12 protein-coding genes are annotated in these 19,886 nt (G+C 34.2%); 7 read left to right on the top strand and 5 right to left on the bottom strand.

Annotation, left to right across the window (positions count from 1 at the left end; all coding sequences use genetic code 11):
* Window position 1: 1 nt before the first annotated feature.
* A complete protein-coding gene (lipB, locus tag BUC31_RS00060; RefSeq protein ID WP_073240339.1) occupies window positions 2–715 on the top strand; it encodes a lipoyl(octanoyl) transferase LipB in 714 nt (237 codons plus the stop codon).
* A 33-nt stretch (window positions 716–748) separates the two neighbouring features.
* Here the strand turns inward: lipB and BUC31_RS00055 are convergent, their stop codons facing one another.
* The 3 genes from BUC31_RS00055 to BUC31_RS00045 form a co-directional block, all read right to left on the bottom strand.
* Window positions 749–1,441: a TapB family protein gene (locus BUC31_RS00055; protein ID WP_073240338.1), complete on the bottom strand. Its 693-nt coding sequence runs from the start codon at window positions 1,439–1,441 to the stop codon at window positions 749–751.
* 118 nt (window positions 1,442–1,559) lie between these two features.
* Window positions 1,560–4,013, bottom strand: a complete 2,454-nt coding sequence (locus BUC31_RS00050) for a hypothetical protein (protein ID WP_073240337.1) — start codon at window positions 4,011–4,013, stop codon at window positions 1,560–1,562.
* Window positions 4,014–4,055: 42 nt separating this feature from the next.
* Entirely contained in the window at window positions 4,056–4,637 is a 582-nt protein-coding gene (locus BUC31_RS00045) for a ribonuclease HII (RefSeq protein ID WP_073240336.1), read from the bottom strand.
* 207 nt (window positions 4,638–4,844) lie between these two features.
* On the opposite strand from BUC31_RS00045, the gene BUC31_RS00040 reads away from it, so the two are divergent.
* The 5 genes from BUC31_RS00040 (at window position 4,845) to BUC31_RS00020 (ending at window position 12,459) form a co-directional block, all read left to right on the top strand.
* Entirely contained in the window at window positions 4,845–7,910 is a 3,066-nt protein-coding gene (locus BUC31_RS00040; protein WP_073240335.1) for a SusC/RagA family TonB-linked outer membrane protein, read from the top strand.
* Between the two features lie 20 nt (window positions 7,911–7,930).
* Entirely contained in the window at window positions 7,931–9,373 is a 1,443-nt protein-coding gene (locus BUC31_RS00035; protein ID WP_244533986.1) for a RagB/SusD family nutrient uptake outer membrane protein, read from the top strand.
* A 13-nt stretch (window positions 9,374–9,386) separates the two neighbouring features.
* Entirely contained in the window at window positions 9,387–10,118 is a 732-nt protein-coding gene (locus BUC31_RS00030) for a hypothetical protein (RefSeq protein ID WP_073240334.1), read from the top strand.
* A gap of 124 nt (window positions 10,119–10,242) precedes the next feature.
* Window positions 10,243–11,622, top strand: a complete 1,380-nt coding sequence (locus BUC31_RS00025; protein WP_073240333.1) for an aryl-sulfate sulfotransferase — start codon at window positions 10,243–10,245, stop codon at window positions 11,620–11,622.
* Between the two features lie 135 nt (window positions 11,623–11,757).
* Window positions 11,758–12,459, top strand: coding sequence for a hypothetical protein (locus tag BUC31_RS00020; protein WP_073240332.1), 702 nt, complete (start codon window positions 11,758–11,760; stop codon window positions 12,457–12,459).
* Window positions 12,460–12,525: 66 nt separating this feature from the next.
* Here the strand turns inward: BUC31_RS00020 and BUC31_RS00015 are convergent, their stop codons facing one another.
* Both BUC31_RS00015 and BUC31_RS00010 read right to left on the bottom strand, forming a co-directional pair.
* Window positions 12,526–13,254, bottom strand: a complete 729-nt coding sequence (locus BUC31_RS00015; RefSeq protein ID WP_073240331.1) for a hypothetical protein — start codon at window positions 13,252–13,254, stop codon at window positions 12,526–12,528.
* Window positions 13,251–17,525: a thrombospondin type 3 repeat-containing protein gene (locus BUC31_RS00010; RefSeq protein ID WP_139251872.1), complete on the bottom strand. Its 4,275-nt coding sequence runs from the start codon at window positions 17,523–17,525 to the stop codon at window positions 13,251–13,253. The genes BUC31_RS00015 and BUC31_RS00010 overlap by 4 nt, the downstream gene beginning before the upstream one ends.
* A gap of 168 nt (window positions 17,526–17,693) precedes the next feature.
* On the opposite strand from BUC31_RS00010, the gene BUC31_RS00005 reads away from it, so the two are divergent.
* Window positions 17,694–19,685, top strand: coding sequence for a putative porin (locus BUC31_RS00005; protein ID WP_073240329.1), 1,992 nt, complete (start codon window positions 17,694–17,696; stop codon window positions 19,683–19,685).
* The last annotated feature ends 201 nt before the right edge of the window (window positions 19,686–19,886 follow it).

The raw sequence follows: 19,886 nt of genomic DNA, 5'->3' as shown, positions 1-19,886 counted from the left end.
GATGAATAAGAAGGTGCACATACAAGATTTAGGTCTGAAGGATTATAAAGAGACTTGGGATTACCAAGAGCAGTTATTTAAAGATACCCTAGACCTTAAGATTAGAAATAGAAGAGAAGAGTTGAGTTTAGTGACTCCTAATCATTTTCTGTTCGTTGAACACCCACATGTGTATACACTTGGTAAAAGTGGAGACATTTCTAATCTGTTAGTAGATGAAAAAGTCTTGGCAGCTAAAGGAGCTACTTTTTATAAAATAAATAGGGGAGGAGATATCACCTACCATGGTCCCGGTCAAATAGTGGGTTACCCTATATTAGACTTAGATAATTTTTTTACAGATATTCATAAATACCTTCGTTTTTTAGAAGAAATGGTCATCTTGACCTTGGCTGAATATGGAATAAAATCTGAACGATCACCAGGAGAAACCGGAGTGTGGTTAGATGTTGGTACTCCGTTTGCACGCAAAATATGCGCAATGGGCGTAAGAGCCAGTAGATGGGTAACTATGCATGGCTTTGCATTAAATGTAAATGCCGATTTAGGATATTTTGATATGATGATTCCATGCGGAATTAAGGGTAAAGCAGTGACTTCTTTAAATGTAGAATTAGGGAAAAAAGAGATTGATTTAGATGAGGTAAAACAAAAACTCCTCAAACATTTTCAAGTGCTTTTTGAAGCCAAAATAAATGAAAAAACCGAGGTATAAGCCTCGGTTCAAAGTTGGTATTTGATTTAGTTATTATTTGCTATGTGCCGTTAGCAAGGTGCTACTCATAACTTCGCCGTTTTTCTTATAAGTTTCTTGCTTTACCATGCCAACCCCTTCTGCGAGCCAAACTCTAGACGGGTACACTTGGTCAACCATCATCATTTTAGAACGATTCTCACTATATAAAACAAAGCAATCGTATGTGCCAGCAGAGGTAGTGACACTTTCTTTTTTCTCTACTTTTCTGTTTGTCATATCAACGGTCATATTCATGTTAATACCGCTCATGCTAATTTTCATGGCAACATTAGCATCTTTGAGATTTTGGCCTACGCTGAGGGAATTGGGTATCTCAATGTCATTGCCAGATATTTCAATGTCCATATCGCCATATTGCTCCATCATTTCGGTAGGTAATAAAGATTCGTAATCTAAAGTAACCATGTTGTCTTTACAAGTTAGATTGTAGCTTGTACTATAAACATCTTTGCCTTTGTTGTCTTTTAAGTTTATAGACATGGTAGCAGTAGTAGTATCACCACTGTGGTTTGCTTCAATAACTTTGTAATTACTAACGCCTTCAATTTTTCCTTTTTTATTGTAATTGGTATACTCCATTGAAACACCTTCGTTCATAGGGTAGAATGTGCTACAATTGTCTTGAGCGGTAACGAATGCGACTCCGATTAAAAAAAATAATGTATTAATTAGTTTAATTTTCATTTTTTATTTAGTTAATATTCTGATTAATAACTACTTAAATATATGAAAATCATTTCACTATTTTGAATGATATGTGTATTTGGTATTTAAAAGCTTGTGAATTTGACCTTCAGGTGTATCATCGTATTTTATAAACCTTTATGCTGTTTTCTTGGTCTTTAAATACGAACTCTGGTTGTTTATTTCCGTTTATATCTGCCATGTCGATTGCTGAGCTACCAAAAATTGGAAAATTTGGAATTGATTCAGCCTGACTGTCAAATAGATATATTTTCTGATTTTGAATATCGGTAACTGAAACGTAAATTTTATCGTTGAGGTAAAAAATAGTTGGTTTTGAATATACTCCTAATTCTAGCTCCACCTTCTTGTTGCGAATCTGTAAAGTATTGTCGTTCATGATAGCCAAAGTTCTAGAAGTGGCATCCATACCGTGATCTTTAGCAAGGTTTAGATTACTTGATGAAACTTTCCCCTTAGCATCTATTTGATATAGTATACCGTCTATAGAGGTAAATGTAAACTTGTTCTGATATAGCTTAATATCATTATCAGAAAATGAGAACTTGTCTTTAACGTTGACTCTAGTTTTACCTACCCTATTGGTTATTTTTAATTTACCGTTCTCTAATTTGAAAACGATATAATCTTTTTTTCCGATTCTAAAATGTTGAGGAGCAGTTACTATAGAGGCTTCGGCAGTATCATAAGTAAAACCTTTTACAATGTCTCCTTTGTCGTTATACATGAATACTTTCTTGTCTTGAGTAACAACAAAGCGATAATTTTTACGACCCTCATAATCAAATACTGCTAAAGGGTTCAGGTTACCACCAGTGTACTTTTTCGTAAACGGTTGAACCTCTTTTCCATTTCTGTCTAAAATTAAAAACTCGTTGTTCGTAGTAAATGCTAGCTGTAATTTTCCATTCTTAAACAGATCAACCTGCTGAACTCTACCTTGTATAGTCCCGTTAAGTTGTTTTTTCCAAAGAATCTTTCCGCTATTAGAAATCAAATAGAGTATATTTTCTTGGTCTTGAACTATTATCTCTTTTCTTCTATTGCTATGGTTCGTTACAAATTGTGGTAATGTAGCCAAATCAGTATCGAATTTGACTTCAAAAGCAGAAGTAACAGAACTTGACTCCTCTTCTTTTGTAATTTTTTTTATAAAGAAATTGGTGTGAAAGAATCCTGCATCTGCAATTATCTGAGAGCCAAAGACATAATTGTCTAATTTGCTATTGGAGAATGAATTACTTAAGGTACTGGAGACCGATTCATTCATGGCGGTTACAAAACCTTTTAAATTGGCAATAGATACTACACTTGATGAAGAAGTAAGTTTGTTTTCCGCATTTTTAAATAAGGTGGTCTTGTCAAAAGTATCCCCTGTTTTTATTTTGGTGATTACAGCTTCAAGCGTGCTCTTAGACTTAGTAAAGAGAAAAGTATTCTCAACAATACTCGCAAATTCAAAAGAATGTTCTCCAATTAATGGCGTTAAGGGGTCAAATAGTTCAATGTTAGGTTTTAATCCCCAAATTTCATTACTGCTAAATTCTTCGGTAGATATTTTCTCCTCATTAATATAATCAAGTAGTGTTGCGGTACCGTATGTTCTCAAAAACAAAACGTGTTCGTTGTTATACTCGGCGACTCCAATTTCTTCTACAGTACTAAGTAGTGAATCCAAAACTGTAGTGGGGTAGTTGTTAAGTGTTTTGTTGTGAGTGTATTTTTTAAAATCATCTAAACCAAATGATGTCATATTGCTGGCATCGCTAGGTGTTAAATTCCTTGTATTGTTTTGAATAGGTTTTGTATTGTTGAATAGATTAAGAAATAGATTTTTTTCCGAACTTGATTCAGCTACGCCGTTCAATATGATTTCGTTGTCATTTAAAGATAAATCTAGAGACATCGAACTACCGAAATTTGAAATATGCTGATCTTTAGAAAGTAGTTTTTGAAAAAGCATTTCGCCCTTTTCTATATCTATCCAAATATTTACAATCTTGTCAATGTTCGAAACTTCGTAAAAGCGTTCTAATGCACTATTTTTAATTGGTTGTTCGATAGTATTAATTAGGTTTTGTAGTAAAGGTTGAGAAGAACTTAAAACCCAATGGTTCTCTATAAATGTAGTATAAAAAGTATCCTTTTCAATTTGGTATTTGGTGATGGTTACATCATTATAATTAAGCGTCTCAATACTTTTGTTCGAAATACTATCACTATTAATGCTTACTAAACTATCTGTTGATATGTAGGTGTAATCTATTTGAGTGCTATCAGCTGATAGCGCTAATAACCCTTTTTTTTGATTAGAAAGGGAGTTGATCGGAGTTAGAATTTTCTTTACATCTATAAATGGCTTTTGCGACTCAAGTGAATTTAAAATTTCGTTAGTTGAAAGCTCATCGTTAAGCGTTTCAAAATCATTTATTTTAAAAACTATGCTGGCATTTGGGGGAACTAAATCTAAGATAGTATTCTCAGATTTCTTTTTAGATGTACAGGATATGCCGAAAAGGATAATTAAAGCATATAGTAAAGTAAGCCTCATGCGAAAAGTTTGTGCAAAGTTATACTATTTGTTAAATAAACATTAGTTGTCAGGTAAAAGCTTAAAACTCATTCTATGGTACTTGGTAGGGCCATATTTTTTAATGGCGGCTCTATGCTCTTTTGTAGGGTACCCTTTATTTTTTTTCCAGTTGTACATTGGGTATTCTTCGTGTAATTTAAGCATGTGGGCATCACGTGCAGTTTTCGCCAATACAGAAGCTGCAGCTATACTCATGTACTTTGAGTCACCTTTTATTATGCAAGAATGGTCTATATTTTTGAAAGGTTTAAATCTATTACCATCTACAATAATATACTCGGGAAGTTGAGATAGAGAATCTATTGCGTTATGCATTGCTAAAATTGAAGCATTTAGAATATTGATGTCATCTATTACCGTAGGCTGAATATGAGCAATGCCAAAGCATACACTTTCATGCTTTAAAAGAGGCTCTAGAAGTTCTCTTTTTCGTTCAGATAAAAGTTTCGAATCTGTTAATATAGAATTCTCGAAAGATTCTGGCAGTATTATTGCTGCAGCGGTTACAGGACCCGCCAAACAGCCTCTTCCGGCCTCGTCTGTACCGGTTTCGTTAATGTTTTTGTAAAATTTAAGAAGCATTATGTTTTTTTTAACTTAAAATTTTGAATTTTAAGTATTGATTTATTGTTAAATAATTGTTTTATTTTCAACAGAATTGATCAAATAAGAAGAAAAAAATAATAATAAGTGTTTTTTTAACATATAACTTTTTTGAGTTAAGATAGCTTTTGGAATACTAAGCAAATTTTTGGACTTTTGGCGCAAGCTAATTCAAAAACAAATTTTATGAAACAGAAGTTGACGTGGATGTTGACACCTTTATTGGTGCTCTTCATGACATTTTCCTTTGCACAGGAAAAAACAGTGACCGGTGTTGTAACCGATCAAAGCGGTTTACCGCTACCGGGAGTGTCCGTTGTAGTTGTTGGAACAACTAACGGGTCTCAAACAGACTTTGATGGTAACTATGCCATTAACGTGAATTCAGGTGAAAAATTAAGATTTTCTTACCTAGGTCAAAAAACAGTGACGATGAGTGTTGGTGCATCCAATACCATTAATGTACAATTAGAAGAAGATGCTGAAGCATTGGAAGAAGTTGTTGTTGTAGGTTATGGTTCTAGATCAAAAGAACTTTCTACATCTGCAATTGCAACCGTTTCTGCTGAGAAGATCGAAGCATTCGTGCCTTCTACCAGTATTGATAACATCTTACAGGGTCAAGCTGCAGGTGTACAGGTTACTGCTTCAAACGGTAGACCGGGTAACACTGCCTTCGTTCAAATTAGAGGTGTTGGTTCTATTAACGCACAAACTACTCCTTTGTACGTAATTGATGGTGTTCCAATTCCTATCGATACAGAAAGAGATTTTAACCCAATTAGTAACTTGAACCCAAGTGATATTGAGACATTCTCTATATTAAAAGATGCGGCTACCGTTTCTAAGTATGGTTCTCGTGGTGCTAACGGTGTAATTTTAATTACTACTAAAAGAGGTAAAGCTGGTGATGCTAGAATTAAATTTTCTTCATCTTATGGTTTCGGTGAAATGATTCCTAACAATTTTGACGTAATGAATACTACTCAGAAGTTAGAATTAGAGCGTCAGTATGCTGCTTTAGGTGTAGGTGCTGCAGGTAGTTTGCCTGGTGCAAATGCTACTCCTGAAGAAATTGCAAGGTTAACATCTTTAGATACAGATTGGCAAGAAGCGTTACTTAAAAACTCTATCATTCAATCGAACAATCTATCGGTTTCTGGTGGTGATGAGAAATTAACGTACTACATGTCTTTGGGTTATGACAAGAATACGGGTATTATTAAAAATATAGACGGTTTCGAAAGAATGTCGGCTCGTTTAAATACCAACTACCAAGCTAAGGACTGGTTGAACATTGGAGCTAACGTATCGGTATCTCGTAGTACTACAGATTTACCAAGAGATAGGAACAATGTTCAAAATCCTTTTAGAGCAATGTATGACTACAACCCATATGATCCTTTATTTTTAACTAATGACGATGGTTCAATAGTTACTGATGATCAAGGTAATAATGTTTACAACCCTACAAGATCAGGTTTTCCAATTGCTTTAGCTTTGCAGACAGAGCAAGAAGATACAAGAAACTTATTGTTGATCGGTAACTTAAGTGCTGGTATGACATTTAGCGAAAAATTCTCTAACAACTTCAGTGTTGGTTTAATTAGTAACAGATATAATAGAACTACGCGTTCTATTTCTGGTGGTGTATTACAAGGATTTATTGGTGATGCTAACTTTCCGGGTACACAGACAGATAATTTAAATATAGATTTTGAATACAATGTTAACAACGTATTTACGTACTCAGATACTTTTAATGGGGTTCATAATCTTTCAGCTAGTTTCTTATTAGAATACAATGAGAATATTGCTACAGATATGTTTGCTTCTGGTAGAGGTTTTCCTTCTCCAAGTATTCCTTATTTAGATGTAGCTGCTGAAGCAACATCTGTAGGGTCAACAGAATCTAGAAGAATTTTATTCTCTCAAGGCTTATTTGTTGATTATGACTATGATGGTAGATATATCGTTTCGGGATCTTTAAGACGAGATGGTTCTTCTAGATTTGGTCCTGACAATAAATATGGTTATTTCTATAGTGCAAGTGCAGCATGGAACATTGCTAACGAAAGCTTTATGGAGAACTCTATTTTCAATACATTGAAATTGAGAGCATCTTACGGTACGTCTGGTAACCAAAATATTGGTGATTTTCAATATTTGAACCTATTAGATTTTGCTAACACGTATAACGGTCAAACTACTGCATTGCCTGTAGGTGTTGGTAACCCACAAATACAATGGGAGTCTCAAGCTATATTTGATGTTGGTGTTGAATTCGGATTATTTAACAACCGTGTAAATGGTGTTGTAGATTACTTCAAGAAAAATTCAAATGAATTACTTTTAGACCGTCCTATTTCTTACACTGTTGGTGATGAGAACAACTCTATTTTCTCTAACATTGGTGAAATTCAAAATTCAGGTATTGAGGTATCATTAAGTGGAGATGTTATTAGAACTCAAAACTTTAAATGGACACTTGGTGGTAACATTACGTTCATTGATAACGAGGTTATTGAATTGGTTGATGGTGAAGATATCGTTACTGGTACTTTTAGTGACAACATACTTAGTGTAGGTGAAGAAATTAATTCTTACTATATAGTTGAATATGCTGGTGTTAATCCTGCAAATGGTGAGCCATTATATTATGATTTAGATGGTAATGTTACAAATGAATATAGTTCTGCTTTTCAACAATTACAAGAAGGGAAATCTCCAATTGCTGATTTTGAAGGTGGTTTTTATACTGCGTTCTCTTATAAAGGTTTTGGTTTAAGAGGTGATTTTGTTTATAAAGCAGGTAATTACATTATTAATAATCAACTACAAGAAGGTGTTGCGATAGGTAACATTGATAGTAATCAAAGAACAGATGCTTTTAATTACTGGAAACAACCAGGTGATACTAACGTTTTGCCTAGTCCTTTATTCCAAGGTACTGCTGATCAAACTTCAACAAGATTCTTGGAGAAAGGTGATTATTTAAGATTACGTACAATGACTCTAGATTACAATATGCCAAGAGATATGATTGATGGTATGGGTCTAAATTCATTAAGGTTCTTCGTAGCTGGACAAAACTTATTTACAATCACTGATTTTAGCGGTGATCCTGAAGTTGGTTTAGGTTCTGCAGAATCTGGTGAGCCTGGAGATGTAGGTTTCGTACCTGGATCATTTAACCTATTTAGCTATCCAAACACAAGGTCTTATACTTTTGGTGTTGAAGTAGGATTTTAAAAACAAAAAAAAAGTTAGAAATGAAAAATAACATAAAATTATTAGTTCTTTTATTTTCGTTTGGGTTCTTTATGTCCTGCGATGATGAGTTGAATGACCTACAGCCGTTTGTAGAAGGAAATCCTGAAACATTTTTTACTAGTGTTTCTTCATTCCAGAACGGTGTAGATGGAGCATACAGACAATTGTGGAACTATTACTCAAGTACTGGTTCAGGTATGCAAGGTATTCCTGATATTTTATCTGATAACGTAATTATTGCGCAAACAGGTAGACGTTCAAATAGCGATTTTTACAATTATAGATATGTATCTGGTACCACTGGTGCAATTGATTTGTACTGGAGTGAAGCTTATGAGGCTGTAAATGTTGCCAACTTGGTAATTGCTCAAATTGATAATTTAGGTGACGGTGCTGAAAAGGACAATATCTTGGGTCAAGCATTAGCAATTAGAGCTTGGGCGCATTTCGATTTAGTTAGGGCTTATGGTAAAATACCAACTCAATCTGCAGATGCAAATGCTTCTTTGGGTGTAGTTTATATAAAAGTTGAAGATGGAGATACAGAAGATCCTTTTGCAGAACCAGCTAGAGAAACTGTTGCTAGTAACTATGCCGAAATTATTGGCGATTTAGAAAGAGCTAGTCAGCTAATTGGTGCAGATAACGGTCAAGGAAAATTGAACACTGATGGTGTTTATGCTCTTTTATCTAGAGTTTACTTGTACAATGGTGAATACCAAAAGGTTATTGATGCTGCTGATGAAGTTAGTGTTCCGTTGGCAACTGCTGAAGAATTAGAAGGATTATATACTGATGCAAATGAAGCTGGTATCGTTGTAAAACTAGCAATTAATACTTCTTCTGAAAGTAATGGTAATAATGTTGGTGTATTATACAGCCAATCAAACGCTACTTCTACTATTTCAGAATATGTTTTTGATTTTGATTTCTTCAATAGTATTGACGAAGATGACCTTAGAAAAGATGTTATCTCATTTGTAGGTTTAAATCAAGATAACCAATATAATGCTATTTCTAAATTTTTAGGAGAAACCGGTCAGGTAAATGGTCGTGTTGATGTTAAGGTTATGAGAGCTGCAGAAGTTTTATTGAATAAAGCAGAAGCACAATTTGAATTAGGGCAAGATGCTTTGTCAACGCTTAATGAGCTTAGAGATTTAAGATATGTAGCTTATGACGGTGGTGAAGCCGGTCAAGATCTTGAAGATGCTATTCAGTTCGAAAGAAGAGTTGAATTGTCATTCGAAGGTCATAGATTCTTTGATTTAAAACGTCGTGGAGAACCTGTTATGCGTTCTACAATGGGTGACATTATTGATGGTTCTGGTACACCTCCAGATTTTCCAACTTTAGATGCTGACAATTTTAGATTCCAATTGCCAATTCCTATTGCTGAAATCAATGCTAACCAAAACATAGTTCAGAATCCTGGCTACTAAAAACAATAGAATTATGAAAAAGTATATATTAATAATTGCAGTACTATTTGCTTTTGCTTCATGTGAAGAGGAGAATATAGTATTTGATAATGAAAACGGGCAAACAGCAGTTTCGTTTGCAACAGCAGAATACAATGTATCTGTGCCTACCGAAGGTTTAGGTATAGAAGTTCCTGTAAATGTAACTACTGTTGCGACTGCAGATAGAACATTTAATGTTTCTGTAGATGAATCTACGGTTGGTGATGCTGCGAACTATGCACTTGGGTCTGTTACAATTCCTGCTGGTGAATATAGTGGTATTTTAAATGTTTCTTTAAATTTTGATCCTTTAACGGAAGGCGAAGTTTATACATTGATTGTAAACTTAGAAGCGCCTGCAGGTGGTGTTGCATTTGATGAGACTCTTGAGATAGAATATTTCAAAGAGATCATTTGTAATGATATCGTTGTTACTGTAAATACAGATTTATATGGTGACGAGACTAGTTGGGAAATTACAGATGCTGATGGTACAGTTGTAGCGTCTGCAGGTCCTTTTGGTCGTGGTGTAGAAACAATCGTTAATGAAGTTTTCTTAGAAGATGGTTGTTATACGTTCACTATTTTCGATGCTTATGGTGATGGTCAAGTAGATGGTACAGTTACTGGTAATTACACAATTACTTGTTCTATATTAAACGTTCTTGATGGTGGTGGAGCATTTGGTGCTTCTGAAGCTAAAGAATTTTGTATAAATCAATAGTGATTTAAATACATCATTATATTATTTATTTAAAATCAGGCTGAAGCAATTTAGCCTGATTTTTTTTTGAGTTAAGTTTAAGCTTAATTTTACGACATAGTTAAAACCTTAATAGCCATACATTATGAAAATCAAATTTTTGACCAAATTCTTGGGTTTATTTTTCTTGTCTTTATTTTTTGCATGTTCATCAGATGATGATGTTACTGTTGTTGATGAAATGGAACCTGAGGAAGAGGTTATTGAAGAGGAAGAAGAGCAAGAGCCTGAAGTGCCAACCGAAGTTGTTTATCCAATTTTAGGGGAAACTGGTACAATTCTTTTAAACAATAAATCTTTAGCTAAAGAAGGTTACATATTAGTTAATGAGTCTTCTGATGATAGAGTGTATTTAATGGAGAAAGATTCGGCACTGATTGTTCATGAATGGCAATTAGAATTTGGTTTGGGTAATGATGTAGAGTTATTATCTGATGGTAGATTATTGGCGTCGTTAGGTGTAGAATCGCCAGATTTTAGTTTTGGTGGTTTCGGTGGAATTATTCAACTTATTAATCCTGATAGTTCTGTTGATTGGGAATTCACGTATGCAAATGAAGAGCATATAATTCATCATGATGTTGAAATGTTACCTAATGGAAATATTTTGGCAATCGTTTGGGATTTGAGAAGCACCGAAGAATTGGATGCTATTGGTTATTTAGGTGAAGAAGAAAAAGTGTACACAGAAACTATTATAGAAATTAATACTGCTTCAGATGAAATAGTATGGAAATGGGAATCTTGGGATCATATAGTACAAGATACAGATGACTCTAAGCCACTTTTTGGAATAGTTAATGAACATCCAGAATTAATAAACATCAACTATATTGATGTGCTGCGAGAAAATGTAGAACCAGATGGTGATATAATGCATGCAAATGGATTTGATTATGATGAAGGGAATGATCTAATTTATATGACCATTAATAATTTTAGTGAGGTGTGGGTAATTGATCATAGTACAACCATCACTCAAGCTAAAACAAGTACTGGAGGTTCTTATGGTAAAGGTGGGGATTTACTATATAGATTTGGTAACCCTGCAGCTTACGATAATACATTTGGCGAACGTTTATTTTATAATAATCATTTTCCTAATCTACTAGAGAATGATGTGCCAGGTGATGGAAATATTTTAGTATATGTTAATGGTAATGGAGATTCGAAACAATCTGTCGTATATGAGTTAGCTATACCTTCTAACTTTAATTTACGGGTAAATACAAGTAATGAATTAGATGTAATTTGGAGTTATACACGAGAAGGTTTGTATGCGCCAAGAGTATCAGGCGCGGTTCGTTTAGATAATGGTAATACGCTAATCACTTCAGGAACTTCTGGTTTTATTGAGGTGACTAATGATAAAGAAGTAGTTTGGGAATTTGAAGGGACAGGTTTTTATTGGAGGTCTTATCATTATAATTTAGGCAGTTCAGCACTTTCCTTTTTGAATAATTAAATCCCTTAATTTCCTGTTGAAATAGGTGTTATGGAATTAAACAAACTACCGTTACATTTTTAAGTTTTAAATAACATTTTTTAAACCAGTTAATCAATTAGAAACAATTAAATTGAAAAAAAATTAATTAATAGAATGATTAAAAAGTTCACAATCTTTACAATTGCTGCCTTAGCTTTTAATAGTGTAAATGCGCAAAATGCATATTCTCCAGTGCCAGAAGAGGGCATTGTTAATTTTGTTACTAGTAGCACTGAAATAGCACCTACAAAAGCAAAGGGAACTCCGTATTTAAATGAGGAATTTGTTCATGGAGAGGTTATTGTACACGGTAAAGTCGAAGAAATAGGAAAGATGCGGTATAACGCATATAGAAATGAAGTAGAAATTTTAGATAATATCTCAAAAGATTCATTTTACTCCTTATTAAAACGTGCTTATATACAAGTAGAAATAGGAGGTAAAATGTATAGTATTTACACCTACGTTGATACTGACGAGTCTATAAAAACAAGTTATTTTACTGATTTAAATGAGGGTAATTTGAAATTGTTGTTCAAACCAGAAGCTTTATTAAAACAAGCACGTAGTCCTAGTACCTCTTATGAAAAGTATTCTCCACCAACATATGTTTGGAATAGTTCTTATTATTTATTGGATGAAACTAATGCTGATGAAGAGAACCATGCAGTAAAGGTTCGTTTAACCAAGAATCAGATATTAGATTTTACAGGAGCTAAAAAGGAAGAAATGAAGCTGTATGTGAAAGAAAACAATTTAAATCTTAGGCACGAAAAAGATGTAGTTAGTTTTCTTAATTACTTTAATTCGTTATAGAGATAAATTTAACGTTAAAGTAAAAAGCCAAAGGTGCAATTGCATCTTTGGCTTTTTTAATTTCTATTACTCTACTCTAAATTCAAACAGTTCTGAGTTTGAGGTATTGTCAAAAGAATCTTTGGAAATCACTTTCCAATAGTACGTTGTTCCAGCAGTAATTGTTGCTTCTATAGAAGTTTCTGTTGTATCACCTAAAGATGTTACCGGTGTTTCAGCTGTATCGAACAATACTTCGTAAGAAACAATATCATCATCAACATCTGAAGTAGACCATTCTAAAGTAATTGTCGTATTAGCGCTAGAAATGGTAGCGCCTCTCTGCGGGCTAATAGCAACAGCAGGGAATGGAGCATAGTTTTCTATTCCTTGTCCTTGATTGTAAAAGGCCCAAGTTTCACTCGTTGCAGTAGAAGACGTTCCGTTGGCTAAAGAAACAATATACCATTCATAAGGAGTACCTCTATTTATGCTTACTTCTTTTTGGTTGGTAGTAGAAATGGCTGTAGTGATACTACCTGTTTCAAGGTTCTTTATTTTGACTTCATAAGAATCTGTATTTTCAGAAGCAGACCACTGAAAGGTGACGGTACTTTTTGTTTCGTCGTTTGCATTTATGACACCTTCGTTACATTCAGTATTATCTTCAGGGAAAACTAAACCAGCTGCGGTAGGGTCTAAGACGACTGGTGCAATTGGGTCAACCAGGTTTGGTTCACTATCAGAGCCGCCACCACATGATATGAAAAGTGTAGCAAGTATTAATGTAAAAGTTATATATTTTAATGTTTTCATTTTCTTATGATTTTGTAATTAGATAGCGTGTTACCAGATTTAATGTTTAAAATATAGACACCGGTTGCTAGTCCATCTACACTTAGTTTAATTTCGTTGTTAGTAGATTTCATTTGTTTAGATAGAATACTTGTTCCATTTACATTAAATAATGAAATTGTGACCTCTGGTGCAGCATTCGCACCAAGGTAGATAGTTAAATCTCCACCTTCAATCGGGTTTGGATAGATAAACAGATCATCACTTAATACTATTTTTTCAGTATAGACTCCTTGGCAATCTAATCCGGTTTTTACAGTAATCAATGTAGTTACATCTTCTAGCGGCAAAGTAATTTCTTTAGCCGTTGTTGAATACATTTTCTCATTTAAGAAAATGGTGTATAAATCTCCACCAGAGAAGCTTAATGTAACCTCATTATTCAGTGAACTGATTTTAGCAGAAACAGATAAAGCATCTGGTTCAGATATAGTTAAATCAAAACAAGCCTCATAATCTGATTGACCGTCAACAGTAATGCATAATTGATAATCTCCTGCAGATAAATCAGTAAATATACTTTCATCTGTAAAGCTGGCATTTGTTGTGCCATCAGTATTTGTTAAAACTGCGTTATACGTGTACGAAGTATTTGCAGCATTAATTAAAATGCTTCCATTATTACTTGCGTTACAGGCACCGCCTGTAGTCTGAATTTGAAAGTTAGTATTCGGTAAAGAGAAAACTTCACAACCTTCAACATTAACTATAGTTCCATTAGGGGTATCATCGCATTGGTCAATATCATTAGGTACTCCATCGTTGTCGCTATCATTATCACATAAATTACCAATACCATCTAAATCATCATCTTCTTGGTCTGGGTTGGCGATTAGAGGGCAGTTGTCATCAACATCTAAAATACCGTCATTATCATCATCGGTATCACAAACATCACCTTCTCCATCACTATCAGTATCTAATTGATCGGCATTTGCTGTTAAAGGGCAATTATCATTAACATCTAAAATACCGTCGTTATCGTCATCATCATCATCGGGTGAACCATCAACTACGAAGTCATCAATAATGACGCCTTCTTGTGTAACGGATGGGTCAGATTGAAAGACGATTCTAAATAGTACATTGGTCTCACCTGTAAGGTTTTGTTCGCCATTAGCTGCATTTAAGTTAAAATCATAAGCATATGCTGTCATTTCGGTACTTATACCGGTCCATTGTGCTCCAGGACAGTTTTGACAATCATCTGCTTCTTCAGAGAGGGCATTGGTTCTGTCGCTACTATACCAATTTGGCTCGCTATTTATACTTCCTAGAATATCCCAATTACTACCGCCATCAATAGAGTATTCAGCATACACGATATCGAAATTTAACTCAAGGTCATATGCCATATTGAATTTAAGTACTGGTGCTATAATAGTAGTCATATCATAACAATTACTTAGAAGGATAGCTTTGGTACTATTTGGGTGGTCTCCACTTAAATTGGTTCCGTACACATTGCTGCCAGATGTTGCTGTGTTTAAGTTTGTACCTGTAGGTATACCTCTTTGCCATACGCTTTCAGAATTGCCATCATTATATGCAATCAAAGATTCTTGTTCAGTTTCAAAAGTATTTATTTCACCACCAGTACCTGGGGTGTTTAAAAAGAATCTGTTTTGTAAAGTATTATTGTCTTCATAGCTATCGTTATCAATAGTTGCAGTTAGCTCAATTGTAGACTCACCGAAATTTACAGTCGTTTCTAGTGGTAATTCTATAGTAACTGTTTCAGTGCTTAATAAATTACCTGTCCAGTTAAAGGTTTGTAAGGCATTACCATTAATAGAATATTCAATATCAACAGCGGTAATAGCATTAACTCCTTGGTTTTCTACAGTAGCAGTTGGTGCAAAATCTCCGCATAACACTTGATTAGAATTAGGTGTTATAGAAACTAATCTAATTTCATTATCTGGTATTTGAACTGGTATTGTAGATTCCCAAACTCCTCTACCGTAAGTAGAGGCTATAACTTTTTCATCATCTAAATTAATTTCAATATCGCTAACAGCAACATTCGGAAAATTGGTATAGTACTCTTCCCATTCCGTTATGGTGTCATCAAGTCTATATACACCTAAACTAGTACCTACGTAAATAGGATTGTCTGTATGTCTGCCTTGGTGAGCAATTGAGAAAAATGCTTGATCTGTAGGTATATCAAATGTTATGTTTTCAGAAGTTGTCTCTGTTTCTCCAATAGTTACTTTGAAGACGCCTCTTTCTGTGGGTTGGTCGCTAAGTGCAATACCTACTCTGTCAGAAGTCGTTAAATAGATAATGTTGCTATCGTTAGAGTTAATGGAAATATCTGAAATTTCAGAATCCATTACTTTAATTAAACTAAAGGTTACGCCGCCATTTCTACTTCTGTATAATATGTTACTTTCAGCGGCAAATATAGTTTCAGGATTTTTAGGGTCAATTTCTAAATCATCTATGTTACCAGAGCCAATGGAAGAAGATATTTTAGTCCATTGATTGTTTTCTAGTCTGTATAATGCATCAAAACCTGCATAAACAGAGCCGTCAGAGCTAATTGCAAGAGGTGTTACCCAATTTCCTTCAATGGTATTTCCATTTGCATCAGTTGGTGCGCCGACCACACCAATAGATTGCCCAGAATCAGAAGATATAAATAAGCTTCCTCCAAATTGTACAAATCCATAAACTAAGCTACTATTGTTAGGGTCAATTTCATAATCCATTCCATCGCCACCAGTGAAAACATTCCATTGTCCTTGATCACGAATAAAACCTGCATTATCTTGTAATCCACCTGTTATTTTACCAGAATCATTTTTGGCAACGGATATTCTATAAAATTGACTAATAGAAATACCAGCTGTATAATCAATAAAAGTATTACCGCCATTCTCAGACATATAAATACCACCGTCACTACCTACATAGACTTTGTTGTTGAAGACTTTTATAGTATGTATATCTGCATGGGTATAACCTTGATCAGTTATATTCCATCTGTTGATTCTTGTAAAGATATCGCCACCGTTTGTACTCTTCCATACATTTAAGCAGCCAGTATATATTTCGTTAAAATTAGTGGGTGAAACTTCAATAGCAAGATCAAACCAAGCCTGGTTTGATTCAAAAATATCTTGTTCACTAGCTGTTTTTGTAAAAGATTCTCCACTATCTAAAGATTTGTATAGACCGCCAAAAGCAAAACTATTACCACCGGTCAGTGCTCTAAGAACATATACTCCCGATGGGTTTGCTGCACTTGTACCTATTACTAATCGTCCAGAACTTTCTGGAATACCATCTGTTATTTCTACAAAGTTGTTACCGCCATCTGTAGATTTTAAAAATGTATTTGAAGTTACAGCATAAACAGTATTTGGGTCGTTAGGTTTTAATTTGAAATCTTGAATGTTTCCTAATGCTTTTACCTCCCAAGTAGTTCCTCCATCTGTAGATTTTTGTAAGCCAACACTAGTGGCTACCCAAATAGTATTAGAGTCAGTTGGGTCAATAGTAATCTCGTTCATCAATAAATTAATATTCGATGTGCTAGGGTTCAATCCTGTTTCATTCCAGTTGTTTCCTCCATCCACAGACTTAAAAACACCTACGCTATATGAGTCTGCGGCATCATCATCGCCGGTTGCTATGTATATAATTTGCGAGTTATTAGGGTCTATGGCAATACCAGAAACACCAATTTGGGGGAAATCATCAAAAAGGTTTGTCCAAGAAGAGCCTCCATCAATAGATTTCCAAATACCACCAGCTGGTGCACCCACATACCAAATGTTTTCATTGCTAGGGTCTACGGCAATTGCATTAACTCGACCTTGGCCAGAAAGTGCGCCTGAGTAAGTGTCGTGGGTAAAGGGACCAATAGCATTCCAGTTTGCAGTAGGGTTTGTTACTTTACCGATGCTCTCTTGTTTGCTTTTCCAAGAATCCCATAATTGGGAAGAAGTCGGTAGATTTCCATTTTTATCTACATAAAAATTCCAATAATTTTCCCATCTTTTATAAGGTTTAAAACCACTGCCTTTTTTAGAATAGTCTTTATTGCTCCAATATTCGTTAAATGCATTTGATATCTCATATAAGGAATGTGAGCTTGTTGAAGATTTTGAAGATTGTTGATTCTCGGTTAAATCTTTCATCCATGGTGCATTCTCATTGAACTGAGCAGATGCCGATGTAAACGCTAAAAATGCGAAAACATTAAAAAACAGTACTTTCATTAACATTTTTTTATAAAAATCAGAAAAATATTCCTTTAAATAATAATGATCACAGTTAAAATTTAATATTAGTTTGGCAAACCTTTATATACAGGTTGTTAAAGTAGCTTAAACTTTCACATTTACTTAGCAACAAAAAAATTAACTTTGCAAGGGTAACAATGCTTCATGAAATATATAATTCTAGTTTTATTGTGTTTAAGTTCTTCGATTGTTTTAGGTCAAGAAGTAATCGAAAAGTCAGGGAAAATGAAGGATTCACTTCCTTTAGGTAAAAAGACTAAGCCGATTAGTCCTAAAGACAAACTGCAAAATGATTCTATCACCTTAACGATAGAGGATTATAAAATTATCTCATTTGCAAGAGATACTACATTTTTAGATACGACACTTACTATTCAAAAGGAGTATAAATATAATTATCTACGAGAAGATGATTTTGAACTAATGCCATTTGGTAATATTGGTCAGGCATACAATGAATTGGGTGTAGATTTTGAAAGGATAACTAGCTATCCAAGTTTAGGGGGTATTGCAAAAGACCGCAAGTATTTAGAGAAAGAGCAAATAAATTACTACAACGTAGCTACACCAATGACTGAGTTGTTCTTTAAAACTACTTTAGAAGAAGGTCAGTTGTTAGATGCTAACTTGGCGTTTAATACATCTAGAAGATTGAATTTTTCTATTGGCTATGTAGGTTTTCGCTCATTTGGTAAGTATAATGATACGCAGATAGAATCTGGCAACTTTATCACCACAACAAACTACCTGTCTAAAAACGGTAGATATGCGTTAAGGGCCCACATAGCTGCCCAGAATATTACTTCTGAAGAAAATGGCGGTTTATCGGAAAAAGAGGACCAATTTGAATCAGGAGATTCAGATTTCATCAATAGGCCAAGAGTAGATGTATATCTAGATGATGCGAATAACAAAATTTTGGGTAAAAGATATTATTTGGATCATACCTTTAAATTGGTTAGAAAGCAGTTAGATTCAACTCGCTTTGAAAAGACGTCCTTATCAATAGGACATACTTTTGATTATGAAACTAAATATTATCAATTTGTAGAGACAGCCAGTGATACTCTGTTTGGTGATGCTATTCTAAGTGCTATTAATGATAAGGCAATTTTAAAGACATTTTATAATGAAGTAAATGCTGAGTTTTATAATAGAACCCTGGGTAGGTTAACCGGTGGCATTAACGTGTATAGTTATGATTACTACTTTAACAGTCAATTTATAGAAGCAGATGGTACAATAATACCTAGTAGATTAAATGGAACAGAGTTAGGTATTGTTGGTAAGTACACAAAGCGGATAGGGCAATTTGATTTTAAGGCTGATTTAAAATATAATATTTCAGGCGAATTAGCGGGTAACCTTTTTAATGCTTCGGCGGCGTACGTTATAAATAAGAACCATAGGTTGAGATTCTCTTTACACACCTCTAGTAGAATGCCAAATTTCAATTACCTTTTATATCAAAGCGAATACCTTAATTATAATTGGAACAATAGCGAAGTGTTCGAGAAAGAGCGTGCCAGTAGTTTAAAAGGCGAGTTGCTTTCAAAAACATGGGGTTACCTTATGGTAAAGTATAGTAATTTAGATAACTACACATATTTTGCTCCAGTCTCAGATGACGAAATTGGGAATGATATGGAGAATGCATTTATAAAACCGTTACAAGAGGGTAATAGTGTCTCGCATTTAAAAGTTAAATATGAGAAAGAGTTTAAGGTTGGTATGTTTGCTTTGAATAATACGGTGATGTATCAGAATGTAACCCAAGATACGCAAGTGTTGAATGTCCCTCAATTGGTTACTCGAAATACATTGTATTTTTCTTCAGATGTATTTAAGAAAGCAATGTACCTGCAAACAGGTATTACGTTTAAATATTTCTCTAGTTATAACATGAATGGTTATAATCCTATTCTTGGTGAGTTCTATGTACAGAATAAAGAAGAGTTGGGTGGATACCCTTTATTAGATTTCTTTATTAATGCCAGAATTAAACAAACTAGAATTTACCTTAAGGCAGAACACTTTAATGCGTCTTTTTCTGGGTATGATTATTATGCCGCGCCTAATTATCCATACCGTGATTTTGTTATACGCTTTGGTTTAGTGTGGAATTTCTTTTCTTAACGGATAGATTAAGATGAGTCAATGTATTGGTAATTAATAAAATACACCTGTTTTTTTACTTAAGTAACTGTAATACAGTAAGTTGTTTTTATTCGTTTTTCCGTTGTTTCTAACAGTCGGTAAATCATGGTGTTATGGGTTGGTTAAAAAACTTTGGTTATTTTATTTCAAAAAGTCTTGTGATATTAAGAATAGTGTGTA

Origin of the sequence: Maribacter aquivivus, assembly GCF_900142175.1 — a bacterium.
GTDB lineage: Bacteria > Bacteroidota > Bacteroidia > Flavobacteriales > Flavobacteriaceae > Maribacter > Maribacter aquivivus.
Note: the sequence above shows the minus strand (reverse complement) of the source record. Positions and strands in the feature narration are given on the sequence as shown.